The organism is Streptomyces sp. NPDC005803, assembly GCF_040630435.1.
Taxonomy (GTDB): Bacteria; Actinomycetota; Actinomycetes; order Streptomycetales; family Streptomycetaceae; genus Streptomyces.
Window position 1 is genome coordinate 121,962 of the sequence record NZ_JBEXXO010000013.1, and the last position, 13,645, is coordinate 135,606.

The window sequence follows — 13,645 nt, forward strand, 5'->3', positions numbered from 1 at the left end:
CGGCCACCCTATGCGCACCTGCGGGAATGGTCCGGAGCGGTCGTCCGTTGTGTGGATCATGTACGCAGACACGGAGACGATCCGCAGGATTCTCGACGGCACGGGCGACACGTGGGCGGTGGTGGGGCTCTCCGCCAACCGCTCGCGCGCGGCCTACGGGGTGGCCGAGGTGCTCCAGCGCTTCGGCAAGCGGGTGGTGCCGGTCCATCCCAAGGCGGAGCGGGTGCACGGCGAGGAGGGGTACGCCTCGCTGGCGGACATCCCCTTCCCGGTCGACGTGGTGGACGTCTTCGTCAACGGCGAGCTGGCCGGGGCGGTGGCGGACGAGGCGGTGGCGATCGGCGCCAAGGCGGTGTGGTTCCAGCTCGGCGTGATCGACGAGCAGGCGTACGCGCGCACCCGGGCGGCCGGGCTCGACATGGTCATGGACCGCTGCCCCGCGATCGAGATACCGGCGCTGCACGGGTAGACCTCCCACGGCGGGCGGTCATATGTGCGGGGTGTCACACTCCGCTCCGGGCTGGGAGAATGACCGGCTGTGACTATGGCCCACGCCACGAGCGTGTCGATCGTTCCGCACACCCGGGCCCGCCTGGCCGGACAGCTGGCCTCGCTCGGTGTCGAGCGCGGCGGTGTGCTGATGGTGCACGCGTCGCTGCGCACGGTGGGGGCGGTGGCCGGCGGCGCGGACGCGGTCGCGGGCGCCCTGCGGGATGTACTGGGCCCCGACGGCACCCTGGTGGTCCCGGCCTTCACCCCGGAGAACAGCGACACCTCCACGCAGTACCACGCCCGGGTCCGCGGCCTCGACGAGCGGCAGCGTGAAGCCGTCCGGGCGGCGATGCCCGCGTTCGACCCGGCCACCACGGCGGCCCCGTCGATGGGCCGGCTCTCCGAAGCGGTGCGCCGGGCCCTCGGCTCCGCCCGCAGCGCGCACCCGCAGACCTCCTTCGCCGCGCTGGGCCGGCTGGCCGGCCAGGTGGTGGCGGACCACCGCCCCGACTGCCACCTCGGCGAGGACTCGCCGCTGGCCCGCCTGGACGAACTGCGGGCCCAGGTCCTGCTGCTCGGCACCGGTTTCGGCTCCTGCACCGCGTTCCACCTGGCCGAGTACCGGGTCCCCTCCCCGCCCCGCCGCACCTATCGCTGCGTGGTGCAAGACGGCGGCGGGCGCCGGTGGTGGGAGTACGAGGACGTGGCCCTGGACGACAGCGACTTCGCGGCGCTGGGCGCGGACTTCGCACGATCGGACCACGGCACAGCCGTCCGCACCGCCACGGTGGGCTCCGGAACGGGCCGCCTTTTCCGCTTCCCGGCGGCGGTCTCGTTCGCCACGCGGTGGCTACCGGCGCACAGGGGGGCGCACTCCTAGCGGCGATTCACGCCCGCGCAGCAACCTCCTGGCCGCTGCATCTATATCCAACTTCCCTCGCGGCACTCATACTTACCGCGTATCGGCCCCGAGGGGAAGGCACCGGATGGAACAGCTGATCCGCACGGAGGACGGCCGGGAGCTGGCCGTGGAACGTTTCGGGAATCCGCACGGCAGACCGGTGTTCCTGCTCCACGGCACCCCGGGGAGCCGGCTCGGCCCGGCCCCGCGCGGGGCCGTTCTGTACCGGCTGGGCATCCACCTCATCGCCTACGACCGTCCCGGCTACGGTGCGTCCGACCGTCTGCCCGGCCGCTCCGTCGCCCACGTCGCCGCCGACGTCGAGGCCATCGCCGACGCCCTGGGCATCGACGAGTTCGCGGTGGTGGGGCGCTCGGGCGGGGCGCCGCACGCGCTCGCCTGCGCCGCTCTGCTCAAGGGCCGCGCCGCCCGCACGGCGGCGCTGGTCGGGCTGGCGCCCCGCGACGCGCAGGGGCTCGACTGGTTCGAGGGCATGATCGAGTCCAACGTCCGCGAGTACATCAACGCCGCGGCCGGGCGGGGCAGGCTGACCGCCGCGCTGGAACGCAGATCGGCGTCGATCCGGGCGGATCCGATGGGCTCGGTGGTCGACATGCACCGCGGGCTGTCGGCCTCGGACCGCGGAATCGTCTCCGACACGGGCATCCGCGCGATGCTGGTGCGCAACTTCGCGGAGGGGCTGCGCAGTTCCGCGGACGGCTGGGTCGACGACGTCATGTCCTTCAGCAGCGACTGGGGGTTCCGGCCCGAGGACATCACCTCTCCCGTGCTCCTCTGGCACGGCGAGGACGACGTCTTCGCGCCGGCCCAGCACACGCGTTGGCTCGGAGAGCACATCCCCGGGGCGGAGACGGTGGTGGAGCGCGGCGCCGCGCACTTCGGCGCGCTGCGCGTCCTCACCCGCGTGCTCGGCTGGGTCACCAGATGACCGGCCGCCCGGCCGCGCCCTTCGAGGGCGGGCAGCCGGCCCGGTACCGCCCGTACCGGGCCGACGCCCACCTCGCCGCCTGAACGGGGTCAGACCGGCTGCGGTTCCAGATCGCGGTTGATGCGCCGCCCGGTGCGGGCCGCCACCGCGATCGGATGGTCCATGCCCAGGTGCTCGACGGCCAGCGGCACGACTTCGGCCCGCAGCCGCTCGGCCTCCCTCTCCCGGTCCATGGAGCGCAGGGTGACGGCCAGGTTGGAGCGGCAGGCCAGCACGTCGGGGTGCGCCGGCCCGTACCGGTCCAGCAGACCGTCGAGAGCGGCCCGTTCCCAGCGCTCCGCCAGTTGCGGCCGGTTCAGGTCGCCGTAGGCGTTGGCCAGGTTGATCGCGGCGCAGAGGGTGAAGGGGTGCTGCGCCCCCAGGCTGTCCTCCAGCGCGGTCCTGACCGCTTCGCCGGCCTCCGCGGCCGACCGGGCCGCGCCCATGCCCCGCAGATAGATGGCGACGTTGTTGCGGCACGCCAGCGTGAACGGGTGGTCCTCGCCCAGGGTGGCCCGGTAGCCGTCGAGGGACTGCTGCGCCAGGTCCAGCGCTGCTTGCTTGTCACCGACCGCGGAGAAGTCCGCCGCGAGGTTGAGCCCGCAGGCGAGCGCGTCGGGCACCTTCGTGCCGTACCTCTCCCGGTAGCGGTTGTACGTCTCCTCCGTCAGGAGCTTCGCCTCGTGCGGGTGGCCCGCCTTGCGGAGGGAGACGGCCAGGCTCTTGGCGGTGCGCAGCGCCTCGGGCACGTCCGCGTTGAGCACCCGCTCGAACGCGGCCTTGACCTCGCGGAGGATCTGCACCGAGGACTCGTACTCCCCGGTCTCCCGCAGGTCGCGTCCCAGGTGGCCCTTGGTCGTCAAGGTGTACGGATGGTCCTCGCCCAGCAGCGCGCTGCGGCGCTCCACGGTGAGGTCGTCGAGCCTGCGCGCCGCTTCGCTGTCGCCGGTGAGCCGGTAGTCGATGGCCAGGTTGTGGGCGGCGACGAGGGTACGCGGATGGTTGTCCCCGAAGGTCTCGCGCATCACGTGGTGGATCTTCTGGTCCCGTTCCAGCGCCTCGTCGAACCGGCCCAGGGCCCTCAGGTCCGCGGCCAGACTGCCGGTGGTGATCAGCAGGCTGGGGTGGTCCTTGCGCAGCAGTCGGGTCTGCCGGGCGAGGGTGTCCTCGTCCATCCGGCGGGCCTGCTGGTACCTGCCCTGGGCGCGCAGGGCGTTGGCGAGCTCGAAGCGCAGGTTCAGCGTCTGCAGGTCGTCCTCGCCCAGTTCCTGCGTCCAGGTCTCGTTGAGCTGGGTGCCGAGCGCCCTGGCGCTCTCCAGTTCGCCGCGCTTGAGGAGGTAGCGGATGCGGTCGACCATCAGCTGCCGGGCCTCGGCCTCGTCGCAGTCGGCGACCCCCGAGGGGCCCAGGTGCGGCCAGATCAGCTCGAAGGCGGGCCAGCTCCTGGGGTCGTTCACCGGGTTGTCCTGGTCCGCGCCCTGGGCCGGCCGGGCCTCGGCGAGGATGCGGTGCACCTCGTGGACGGCCGTGTCCCGTTCCTCGGCCGTCAGTCCGGCACGGACGGCCGCCTGGACGAGCCGGTGGACCTGGATGCTGCTGTCGGCCGGGTCCACCTTGGCCAGGGCGAAGCGGTTGAGCGCCTGGATGACGCGTCCCAGCATGTAACGCTCGCGGAGATCGGAGTCGTACGGCAGGAGCGAGCGGAACATCGAGTCGCTGCCGATGAGCGTCATCGATATGGGCTCGGCGGAGAAGAAGGAGCACAGTTCCAGCAGCCGGACCGCCGCCCTGGACTCCTTGCGCAGCCGGGCGATGGAGATGTTCCAGGTGGCGCCGATCTGGAGGGCGTAGTCCTCGGGCCTGCCGAGGGAGAGGACCTTGGTGCTCTGCTCCCTGAGCTGTTCGACATAGGCGTCGACGGGGGTCGCGGTCTCGGCCAGCCAGGCCGCGGCGACCTCCACCGCCAGCGGCAGGTCACCGACGGCCTCGGCCACCCGGTCCGCGTCCCTGGCCGGCAGCTTGCGCACCCTGCGGCACAGGTGCTCCACGCTCTCCGAGCGGGTGAAGACCTCGACCTCGACCGGCTCCACGCGGCTGGAGATCGGTTTGTTGCGGCAGGTGGCGAGAATGTGACCGTAGAGACCCGCCGTCAGCGGTCCGGTCTCGTCCGGGAGGAGTTCCAGCGCCTCGTCGAGGTCCTCGACGTTGTCGAAGATGAGCAGCCAGCGCGCGTACGGGGCCCCGCTGCGCAGCGCCTGGAGCGCCGCCTTGGCAGCCTCGGCGACCACGTCGCCGGCGCGCAGGTCCATCCGTTCGGCGAGTTCCGCCAGGGACGACACCACCCGGTCGGGCTGCTCGGCCTCGATCCACCACACCAGGTCGTAGTCGGCCCGGAACCGGTGGGCGTACTCGCGCGCCACCTGGGTCTTGCCGACCCCGCCGAGCCCGTAGAGGACCTGGGGCAGGTGCTGTGCGGAGCGGCTGCTGCCGCGTAACTGGTCGCGCAGCCGCACGAGTACGGATCCGCGGCCGGTGAACTCGGCGTGCCGGGGCCGTACGTTCCACACGCCGGGCACCGTCCCGGGGAACCGCGGGCCCCCGGGTGCGGCCGCCGTCGCGTTGTCGACGGCCTCGGCCCGGTCCAGCGCCGTCAGTACGGCGCCGACGGCCTCGCGTTCGTCCAGCCGCGCGACGTCGACGATGCCCCTGCTGTTGAGCGGCATGGTCAGCCGGACGTCGCTGATCCGCACGGGGACCAGCTGGCGCCGGCTCCCCGAGGGGTCGAGTCCCAGGGCGGACTCCCACAAACTGCGGGCGCGGCGCGAGTTCTGGTAGGCCTGGGAGACGATGGGGACGACGCGGAAGGCGCCGGCCGCCGCCCACTCCGCGTCGTTCCAGGCGGTGTGGGAGCTGCGCACGTCCACGGGCATGACGTGGAAGCCGGCGCGGGTGAGGACGGCCTCCAGCCAGTCCGCCCACATCTGGTCCTCCGCCACGTGCGTCAGGACGATGTTGGACGGGGGGACGGGCCGGCGGCGGGTGTAGGCCGCCACATAGGCCAGCCGTTCCGATTCGTCCATCGCGGGCAGCGCGGTGACCCGGCCCTCGGTGAGCACCGCGGTCAGCCGTTCGCAGGAGGTGAGCATGGAACTCGAGATGTTCGGGGCGTCACCGAAGGTGGCGAGGATCTCCTCGTAGGCGTAGAAGGGCCGGTAGGGGATCTCCACCGTGCCCCAGTAGTTGGCCAGTTCGTCCGTGGCCAGACCGCTGGGGAAGCCGGGGAAGCTCTCCCGGGCCAGCGCGCGTCCCGCGTCGGCCTTCTCCTTCTCCCCGTCGTCGATGCGCATCGGCACGGGCAGGATCCGTATGTGCTTGTCGTGGAAGCGCTCCTCGATGTCGCGGGCCACGGCGGACGCGCCCTCGATGCTCTGGTCGCTCAGGGTGAAGCAGACCACCAGTACCTGGGGCATCTGGACGGTGCAGATATCGGCGATGTCGCTCAGTCCGGTCCGGCTGTCGATCAAGGTGAAGTCATAGTGTTTCCGCATGTCGGCCCGCATGGCGTCAAAGAACTGGCCACCGCCGTAGCGTTCGTAGAAATCGTCCCAGTCCATCCGGCCGACGGTCGCGGAATAGTCCCGGTTGCGGCGTCCGGCAGACAGGAAGTCGAGACTTCCGCCGCCCTGGAATGCCCAGTTCAGGGAGGTGGCGTGCGGCCTCACGCGCGCGTATTCACGGTGCCATTCCGGATCCCGGGCCGCGGGCCTGCGCGCCTCTTCCTGGTATTCGGTGATCATATTGATCAGTCCGGGCGTGGCGGCCAGTTCGGAGAGATCGAGAAAGGGGTGGAAGAAGCGGTGCAGACCGGGGGCTTCCAGGTCCCAGTCGACGGCGAGTACCCGGTAGCCGTTCGCGGCCAGGATCCAGGCCGTATTGGCCAGCGCCATGGTGCGGCCGGTGCCGCCCTTGTAGGAGTAGAAGGTGACGACGGTGCCGTCACGGTTCTCGGTCATCTGCTGGGTCCTCCCCCTCGGGGGCGTCACCGTCACCGGGATCGCCCGTGTCGTGGCCCGTGCCGCTGACGGGTAGTGCGGAATTGCTGGTTCCGTAGCCCACGCCGTCGATCAGCAGCCGCGGCATCGCGCCGCCGGGGCCCTCGGGCGGAAACGTCTCGGCGTGAGCGGCGTAGTGACGCTCCGCGGCCTTCACCGCTCCTGGGAGTTCCTGGCTGAAAGCCTCCAGGGTGGGCACGCCTCCGCTGTGCGACCGGTGGCCCAGTTCCCCCTCGGGCCCGGATTCGAGGCACCCTTCGAGCACGGCGCGGAGGTCGGCCTCCCGGTGGCCGGAGTCGGGGTCGTCCCTGTTCCACGGGACCATGACACTGATCCAGGGGCGGCCGTTCTCACTCAGGCGTCTCAGCAGCTCCTGGCGGCGGGGGGTGTCCAGGGCCCACCGGTCCAGCAGCAGCAGCCCCGGGGCCTGGGGCCGCTCGGCGCCGAGCAGCCGCTCGGATTCGGCTTCGAACTCCCCCACCCGCACCTGGTAGTCGAGATTGCGCACGAGGTCGACGGCATGGTCGGCCAGCGGCCTGGCCGATTTGGGATGGTACGGATTCCAGTCGCGCTGGGTGGGCCCGTAGCAGTCGGGCGCACGGCCGGCTGGCAGATCGGAACGGGAGCAGGCGAGGACGGATATCTCCATCTGCCGGGCCCTGCCGGGCGGCCCGAAGGCGCTCGGTACGGCCGCGTAGTCCTGCTGCGGGTCCCCTTCCGGCATCCGGCTCTGCTCCGCCACCTTCACTATCCGCTTGGCCAGCAGATAGACGGCCCTTTCGTACTGGTCCCGCAGATAGCGCAGTTTGATCAGCCCGTAGAAGCCCTCGTCGGCGTACTCCTCACCGAAGGCGGCGTGGTTGAACTGCAGCCGTTCCGCGGGCTGCGGCAGCTGCCGGGGCGGCACGGGCACCCAGAGCGCCGGGACGATGCCGGACATCTGGCCGCCGTTGCTGCGGGCCGCCTGGTAGTGGACCGCGCGACTGGAGAACGCGTACCACTCCCTTCCGCACTGTTCGCTCAGGAAATAGCGCGGCGAGTAAAGCGGAACGAAGACCTTGCAGTACGCCAGGGCTTCGGAAAGGCGCTCCTGCCACCCCTCTCCGGGCTGCATCTGCTGATCCAGGAACCCGGCCGGAACCCCGGCGGGCAAGGACGTGAGCTGCAGGACGTGGGCGCACAGGTCCCGGTAGAATCTCTCGACCCAGAGATTCGGATCTTTGTCCTTCGGATCGTTCCTCGGTGTATGCGCATAGCTGAGGAAGAAGTACGGTCTCGGCTCATCTCCCTGTGCTCCGGCAGCTTCAAGATCCAACGTCTCCCCCGGTCCACGTGTGGGACCTCAGTCTAGGAAGTAAGGAATCTTCGACGGAACGGCAGGAACGCGCCTATTTATCGACCCCGCCCCTCCACTTTCGGTGCTGGACAATCAATTACTGCCATAACCGTCAATTCCGAATCGGATCATGGAGCGAGCTGCGCGGCGTGCACGGGATTGCGCGCCGTCCAGTCGGCGCGGTGCCGTTCGGCCGAGCCCCGCGCCTCAGCCAGGGCGCCGGCGGAGACCTCTTCCGCCTCCCACGCCTCGACCGTATGCCCCATTCCGGCCACGAACCGCTCACCGAGGGGGGTCAGCAGCCCTGATCCGGCCAGTACCCGCACCGCTTCCGTCGTCTGCTCCCGCCACCGGGCGAACTGCGCCTCGGCGGTGCGCGCCGACGCTCCGCCCGCGGTGTGCCTGCGCACGCGCCAGAAGTCCGTGACGGCGATGTGCGCGTACGTGCCCTGGAGCAGGCCCTCCAGCGGTCGCGGATCGGGGCGCCAGGGCGCGTAGAACAGCCGCCCGTCGTCGGCGTGTTGATGCAGGTCGAAGCTGTCCAGGACGGCACCCAGCTTCACATGCTGGAACTCGTGGACGATCAACAGGGCCAGCAGGTCGGGCGTTTCGGGGCGGGCCGCCCCGATCGCGCCGAAGGCGTCGCGGGACGCCGCGCTGACATCACCGCCCCCCGGTGCGTGCAGCGGTGTGACGACCCGGAGGCCGGCCGACACCCCCGGGGCGTAGGCCGGGAGTTCGTCCTGGATCAGCTCCCACGCCTCGGCCAGGTCCTGCGCCCAGAGCTTCGCCTCGCCGGCGGAGAGCCGACCGGCTACGGGCCACTGATGGCGGTCCCGCAGGGGATCGGTGTCCTCCAGCGCCACCGACCAGCCCGGACGTTCGACCACCCGCACCGGCTGCCAGTGCGCGGTGAGGCCGTCCAGCCCCTCCTCCCAGCCGATCCGCACATGGCGGCCCGCCGACCGAACCGAGAACCCCTCGGCGTCCGCGGACACTTCGGCGAGGGCGGCGTCGTGCGGCAGGGTCACCGCGCCGAGGCCGGGCAGGCGGAGCAGCCCCCGGCTCACGGGGACGGCGACGGTGTCACCGCGCCGGGCCCGCAGCGCGGCGGCGGCGGCGATCTCGGCCAGACCGGGGGCGGCGGCCCACCGCGTCCCTGCCTCGAGCACGCGCAGCGCCCAGGGACGTGTGTAGGGGTGCGCCAGCACCGTGTCCAGCGCCTCGGGAGCGTGGCTGTCGAGGTCGACCAGCAGTTCCCAGGCCTGCATCGCCGTGCGGTCACCGCGCGGGGCGCGTTCGCCGACCGCGGCCAGCAGTTCGTGGTTGATCTCCGCCTGGGCGGCCGCGAGCCGGGCCACGGTCGAGGCACCGCCGAACCCCGAGGCCAGCTCGTCGAGTGCGGCCGCGTCCAGTTCCCCGGGGCCGCTCACCACGGGTGCCGTCGCTTCCCGGTCACGAATGTTCATGATCATTTCCATCAGATCGGCGCAGAAGACCGACGGGTTGCGGAACCCGCTTCCGGTCCGGTAGCGGTGCGCGTAGAGGCCGCCTCCGCAGGAGTTGACCACCGGACAGGCCCGGCACTCGTCGCTGAGCTGCTCCAGCCCCTGCTGCCGGGCGAGCATGCCCGGGTGGGCGAGCACCTCGTCGAGGGTGTGGTCGACGAGATTCATGCCGGTGGCGGGGGCCGAGTCGTAGGCCGTCTTGAGGCTGTCCGCCTGTTCGAACGTGCCGTCCGTCTCGATGACCACGAGGTCCGCCGGCGCCAGGCCCAGGGACTCGGTGAGACTGCTCTCCCCGCGCAGTGTCCGCAGCACGGAGTCGAAGATCCGTACCGGCACCGGCCGCCCCGCGGCGTCCCAGCGACGGTAGATCACGTCGAGCCAGTCCGCGTACGGCGTCGCGGAACCGTGCGGCCGGGGCGGCGGCACGTCCCAGGTCGCGTGCGGGAGCAGGAAGTCGATGCGCGGCGGGTCCAGGGAGACGAGGGCGTCGTACACGGCGACCGGATCGTTCTCGACGTCGATGGTGCAGAGCAGCCCGGCGAAGAGCCTGCGGTAGCCCGGCCGGTTGAGCAGCGCCACGGCGCGCAGTACCTGGGGATGGCTGGTGCGTCCGTCCGCGTAGCGGCGGTGGCGGTCGTTGGAGGCCCTGTCTCCGTCGAGCGAGACCCCGACCTTGATGCCCAGTTCGGCGAAGAGTTCGCAGAACTCCTCGCTGAGCAGGACGCCGTTGGTGTGGATGCGCAGATCGAGTGCGCTGATCCCGTCGAGTGCGCGGGTGAGCTCCTCGGCCGCGTTCCGGATCCTTTCGGGCCCCGCGAGCAGCGGTTCGCCGCCGTGCAATACCACATGGACCACGGGAAGCCCGTGTGCCAGGGCGTGTTCGGCGATGCGATCCGCCGCCCTGGCCAGGGTCTGTCTCGTCACTGCCCGGGGCCGGCCACGCCAGCTCGTGTCCGCGTGCTCGTACACATAGCAGTGATCACAGGCGAGATCACAGCGGCTGTGCATCTTCAGCACGAATTGGCTCAAAGAAGGGGGTGGCCGGTCCATGACGGCTATCTGTTCGGCTGCTCAGACGGACGACTGAAAGGCTGCGATCACCAACGGACTCGCCCCGGCGTCGGTCGACATGAGTCGACTGATCGATGCGGGCAGGGCCCCGCCGCCCTGGACAGCGGCTCGCTGAGCGAGCGGCACCCGGGGCACGGCCTGGCTTCGGGGAGCGATCCCCGGCCTGCCGGCCGCCGAGACGAGGGTAGTTTTCATTTAAGGCCCTTCATGTTGAGGACGTCCATGATCGCGGCGAACCCCGATGTGGACAGGGATGAAAATCCCCGGCTTTCCCTATAAATAGGACAAATCTGCAAAGATAGCCACTCGGACACACGCGGGGGCGCCGCGTACCACAAACGCGCGTGCTTGCCCCGCGGTTTCGGTCGTATTCACGCACACCCCCCAGATGGGCTAAACCATGCCCCGCCCGGCCCAGCCGGGATCAGGCTCGGGGCATACCGGGCCCAGCCTCCCGCAGAGCGGAGGCCGGGACCAGACTGATGCACAAAGAGCACCCGCGCCCGAGACACGATTCGGTCAGACTCCCAGGCCTTCGACGACGACCGCGCCCGGCAGCGCCGCCAACGCCTTGCCCGGCACGATCAGCTTGCCCCGGCGGGTGCCGCTGCCGATGAGGACCCACTCCTCGTCCACCACGGCGGGGTCGATCAACAGGGGCCAGCCGTCCGGGAGTCCCACAGGCGTGATGCCGCCGTACTCCATCCGTGTCTCGCCGACCGCCGTGTCCATCGGGGCGAACGAGGCCTTGCGGGCGCCGAGGTGCTTGCGCACGGCGCCGTTCACGTCGACGCGGGCGTGGGAGAGGACGAGGCAGGCGGCCAGCGTCACCTCGCCCCCGCGTTTGCCCGCCACCACGACGCAGTTGGCCGACCGTTTCAGCAGGTCGGCCCCGTGGTGCTCGACGAAGGCCGCCGTGTCGGCGATCTCCGGGTCCGTGTCGACGTGGATGATCTGCTCCACGGGGATGCCGCCCCAGCCCTCGCGTACCGCTCGGGCCACCGGGGCGGTGAGCAGTCCGAGACGGTCGGCAGCGGGGCGGGCGTCCTCGAAGGAGCCGATGGGGGCGCGCATGCGCGCAACGCTAACAGCCCCTGACACCTTGCTGGTTGGGCGTCTCACCTGACGGGCGGGATGGACACGGCCATGGTGACGCCGACGGGCTCGGAGCCCTCGTTGCGGTAGGCGTGCGGGTGGTGCGCCTCGAAGGTCGCGGAGGTGCCGGCGGGCACGGCGTACGCAGCGCCGTCGACGACCAGGGTGAGGGTGCCCGCGGTGACGTGAAGGAGTTCCACGGTGCCCTCGGGGTGCGGGTCGGACGCGCTGCCGTCGCCGGGCATCAGATTCCAGGACCAGAGCTCCAGCGGGCCCCGGGCCTCGGCTCCGACCAGAAGGGTGGTGGAGCTGCCCGCCTCGGTCGACCACATGCGGACGGCCTGGCTCCCGGGGACCAGGCGGACCGGGGCGCCCTGTTCGTAGTCGAGCAGGGTCGTGATGCTGATCCCGAGGGCGTCGGCGAGCTTGACCGTGGTGCCGACACTGGGGTTGGTGCGGGCCTGCTCGATCTGGATGATCATTCCGCGGCTGACCCCGGCACGGGCGGCCAGGGCGTCCAGGGTGAAGCCCCGCTCACCGCGCCAGCGCTTGAGGTTCCGCGCGAGGGACTGGGTCAGCTGGTCGAGATCAGTCACATTGCGTCCCATGTCCTGGATCGGGGGTCGGGGATGCCGCACTACGGCGTGGTGCACCCACCGTTCATCGCACTGTACTGCGAGGGCCGCCCGGCCCAGCACCGTCCGTCCAGGCCAGGGGGCCTGCCCCGGTGGCCGGCGCGGGCGTCAGCTCTCGTCGAGCTCCGCCACGGCCAGGAGCTGTTCGGGGGTCACGCCCTCGGGGATCGGCACCGGGGCCGGCGTCCGCAGGGGCGGCTGCCACCCCTTCTCGGCGTCCCAGCTCCGTACGACCCGGGCCGGGGCCCCGGCCACGACCGCGTGGTCGGGCACTTCGCCGCGTACCACCGCACCCGCGGCCACGACCACGTTGCGGCCGAGCCTGGCGCCCGGGAGGATCACCGCTCCGGTGCCGATCCAGCAGCCGGGGCCGATGGCCACCGGCTCCATCCGCGGCCACTGCTTGCCGACCGGCTCCCGCGGGTCGTCGTAGCTGTGGTTGGTCGAGGTGATGTAGACGTACGGTCCGCAGTACGTGTCCGAGCCGATCGTCACCGTGGTGTCGGCGACGACATGGCTGCCGCGGCCCAGCACCACTCCGTCGCCGAGCGTCAGGACGGTGTCGGAGCCGAGGTCCAGATCGGGCATGAGCCCCGCGGTCAGGGTGACCTGTTCGCCGATGATGCAGTGGGCGCCCAGCTCGATCCAGGGCTCGCCGAACACCGTGCCCTGCGGGAAGGCCAGCCGGGTGCCCTCACCGATCCGGCGGAACCGCAGACCACCGGGGTGTGCCGCCGTGACGGCGCCCGTCTCCCGCACCCAGCGCCAGCAGCGGTGGACGGCCCCGGACAGGACTCGCCGCCGCCAGGCGGTCAGGGAGGAGAACGTGTTTCTGTTCTTCGGCACCCGCACACGGTAGTCGGCGGCCCCGCGGGCGATCCCCGGGCCGGCCTGTGATCTTCACCCCACCGGGTCTCCGGCCGGCAGGAGCGTCGCATACCGTTTGCCGGGCGGGACCGTGCGACGACGCTCGCACGACCCCGCCCCGGAACCGGAGCACGGAAGGACGCGCGATGGCAGAGCAGGCCTTGATCACGGCCATGGGCGGCAAGGAGCCGGTCATCGACGCGGACGCCTTCACCGCACCGACGTCGGTCGCGATCGGTGAGATCACCATGGCGGCGGGCTCCAGCCTCTGGTACCACGCGGTGCTGCGGGCGGACTGCGGGCCCATCGTCATCGGCGCCGGGTCCAACATCCAGGACAACTGCAGCGTCCACGTCGACCCCGGCTTCCCCGTCACGGTCGGCGAGCGCGTCTCGGTCGGACACAACGCCGTGCTGCACGGCTGCACCATCGAGGACGACGTCCTGGTCGGCATGGGCGCCACCGTGCTCAACGGCGCCCACATCGGTGCCGGCTCCCTCATCGCCGCTCAGGCCCTCGTCCCGCAGGGCATGCGCGTGCCCCCGGGCTCACTGGTCGCGGGCGTGCCCGCCAAGGTCAAGCGGCAGCTGACCGAGGAGGAGCTCGAAGGCATCAGGTTCAACGCGGTCGGTTACGTGGAGCTGGCGAAGGCCCATCGCCAGGCGTACGAGGACTGAGCGTGCGGCCCCGGCCGCCCGCC

Annotated in this window: 10 protein-coding genes; 4 read left to right on the forward strand and 6 right to left on the reverse strand. The window is 71.3% G+C overall.

Translation table 11 applies throughout. The features are described 5' to 3' along the window. Positions 1-58: 58 nt before the first annotated feature. The 3 genes from ABZ454_RS19920 to ABZ454_RS19930 all read left to right on the forward strand — a co-directional run bounded on the left by ABZ454_RS19920 (position 59) and on the right by ABZ454_RS19930 (position 2,342). Complete coding sequence (locus ABZ454_RS19920; RefSeq protein WP_359539565.1) at positions 59-469, forward strand: CoA-binding protein; 411 nt, start codon at positions 59-61, stop codon at positions 467-469. Positions 470-544: 75 nt separating this feature from the next. Next, positions 545-1,372 (forward strand): AAC(3) family N-acetyltransferase, encoded by an 828-nt coding sequence (locus ABZ454_RS19925; RefSeq protein WP_359539702.1) that lies wholly within the window; start codon positions 545-547, stop codon positions 1,370-1,372. Between the two features lie 106 nt (positions 1,373-1,478). Then, positions 1,479-2,342 carry an alpha/beta hydrolase gene (locus tag ABZ454_RS19930; protein ID WP_356317623.1) on the forward strand — a complete coding sequence of 288 codons (864 nt, stop codon included), beginning with the start codon at positions 1,479-1,481 and terminating at the stop codon, positions 2,340-2,342. 89 nt (positions 2,343-2,431) lie between these two features. Here the strand turns inward: ABZ454_RS19930 and fxsT are convergent, their stop codons facing one another. From fxsT to ABZ454_RS19960, 6 genes are all read right to left on the reverse strand, one after another. Further along, complete coding sequence (gene fxsT / locus ABZ454_RS19935; protein WP_356317621.1) at positions 2,432-6,394, reverse strand: FxSxx-COOH system tetratricopeptide repeat protein; 3,963 nt, start codon at positions 6,392-6,394, stop codon at positions 2,432-2,434. Next, the gene (locus ABZ454_RS19940; protein WP_356317619.1) at positions 6,378-7,748 is read right to left on the reverse strand and encodes a TIR-like protein FxsC; all 1,371 of its coding nucleotides are present in this window, start codon (positions 7,746-7,748) and stop codon (positions 6,378-6,380) included. Before ABZ454_RS19940 ends, fxsT begins: the two co-directional genes overlap by 17 nt. Before the next feature lie 149 nt (positions 7,749-7,897). Continuing rightward, positions 7,898-10,327, reverse strand: a complete 2,430-nt coding sequence (locus ABZ454_RS19945) for an FxsB family cyclophane-forming radical SAM/SPASM peptide maturase (protein ID WP_359539570.1) — start codon at positions 10,325-10,327, stop codon at positions 7,898-7,900. 540 nt (positions 10,328-10,867) lie between these two features. After that, positions 10,868-11,422, reverse strand: coding sequence for a YbaK/EbsC family protein (locus ABZ454_RS19950; RefSeq protein WP_359539571.1), 555 nt, complete (start codon positions 11,420-11,422; stop codon positions 10,868-10,870). 44 nt (positions 11,423-11,466) lie between these two features. Continuing rightward, positions 11,467-12,039 (reverse strand): XRE family transcriptional regulator, encoded by a 573-nt coding sequence (locus ABZ454_RS19955; protein ID WP_359539704.1) that lies wholly within the window; start codon positions 12,037-12,039, stop codon positions 11,467-11,469. Between the two features lie 147 nt (positions 12,040-12,186). Further along, the gene (locus tag ABZ454_RS19960) at positions 12,187-12,924 is read right to left on the reverse strand and encodes an acyltransferase (RefSeq protein WP_356317611.1); all 738 of its coding nucleotides are present in this window, start codon (positions 12,922-12,924) and stop codon (positions 12,187-12,189) included. Positions 12,925-13,091: 167 nt separating this feature from the next. Here ABZ454_RS19960 and ABZ454_RS19965 point away from each other — a divergent pair, with 167 nt between their 5' ends. Beyond that, positions 13,092-13,622 carry a gamma carbonic anhydrase family protein gene (locus ABZ454_RS19965; protein WP_359539572.1) on the forward strand — a complete coding sequence of 177 codons (531 nt, stop codon included), beginning with the start codon at positions 13,092-13,094 and terminating at the stop codon, positions 13,620-13,622. The last annotated feature ends 23 nt before the right edge of the window (positions 13,623-13,645 follow it).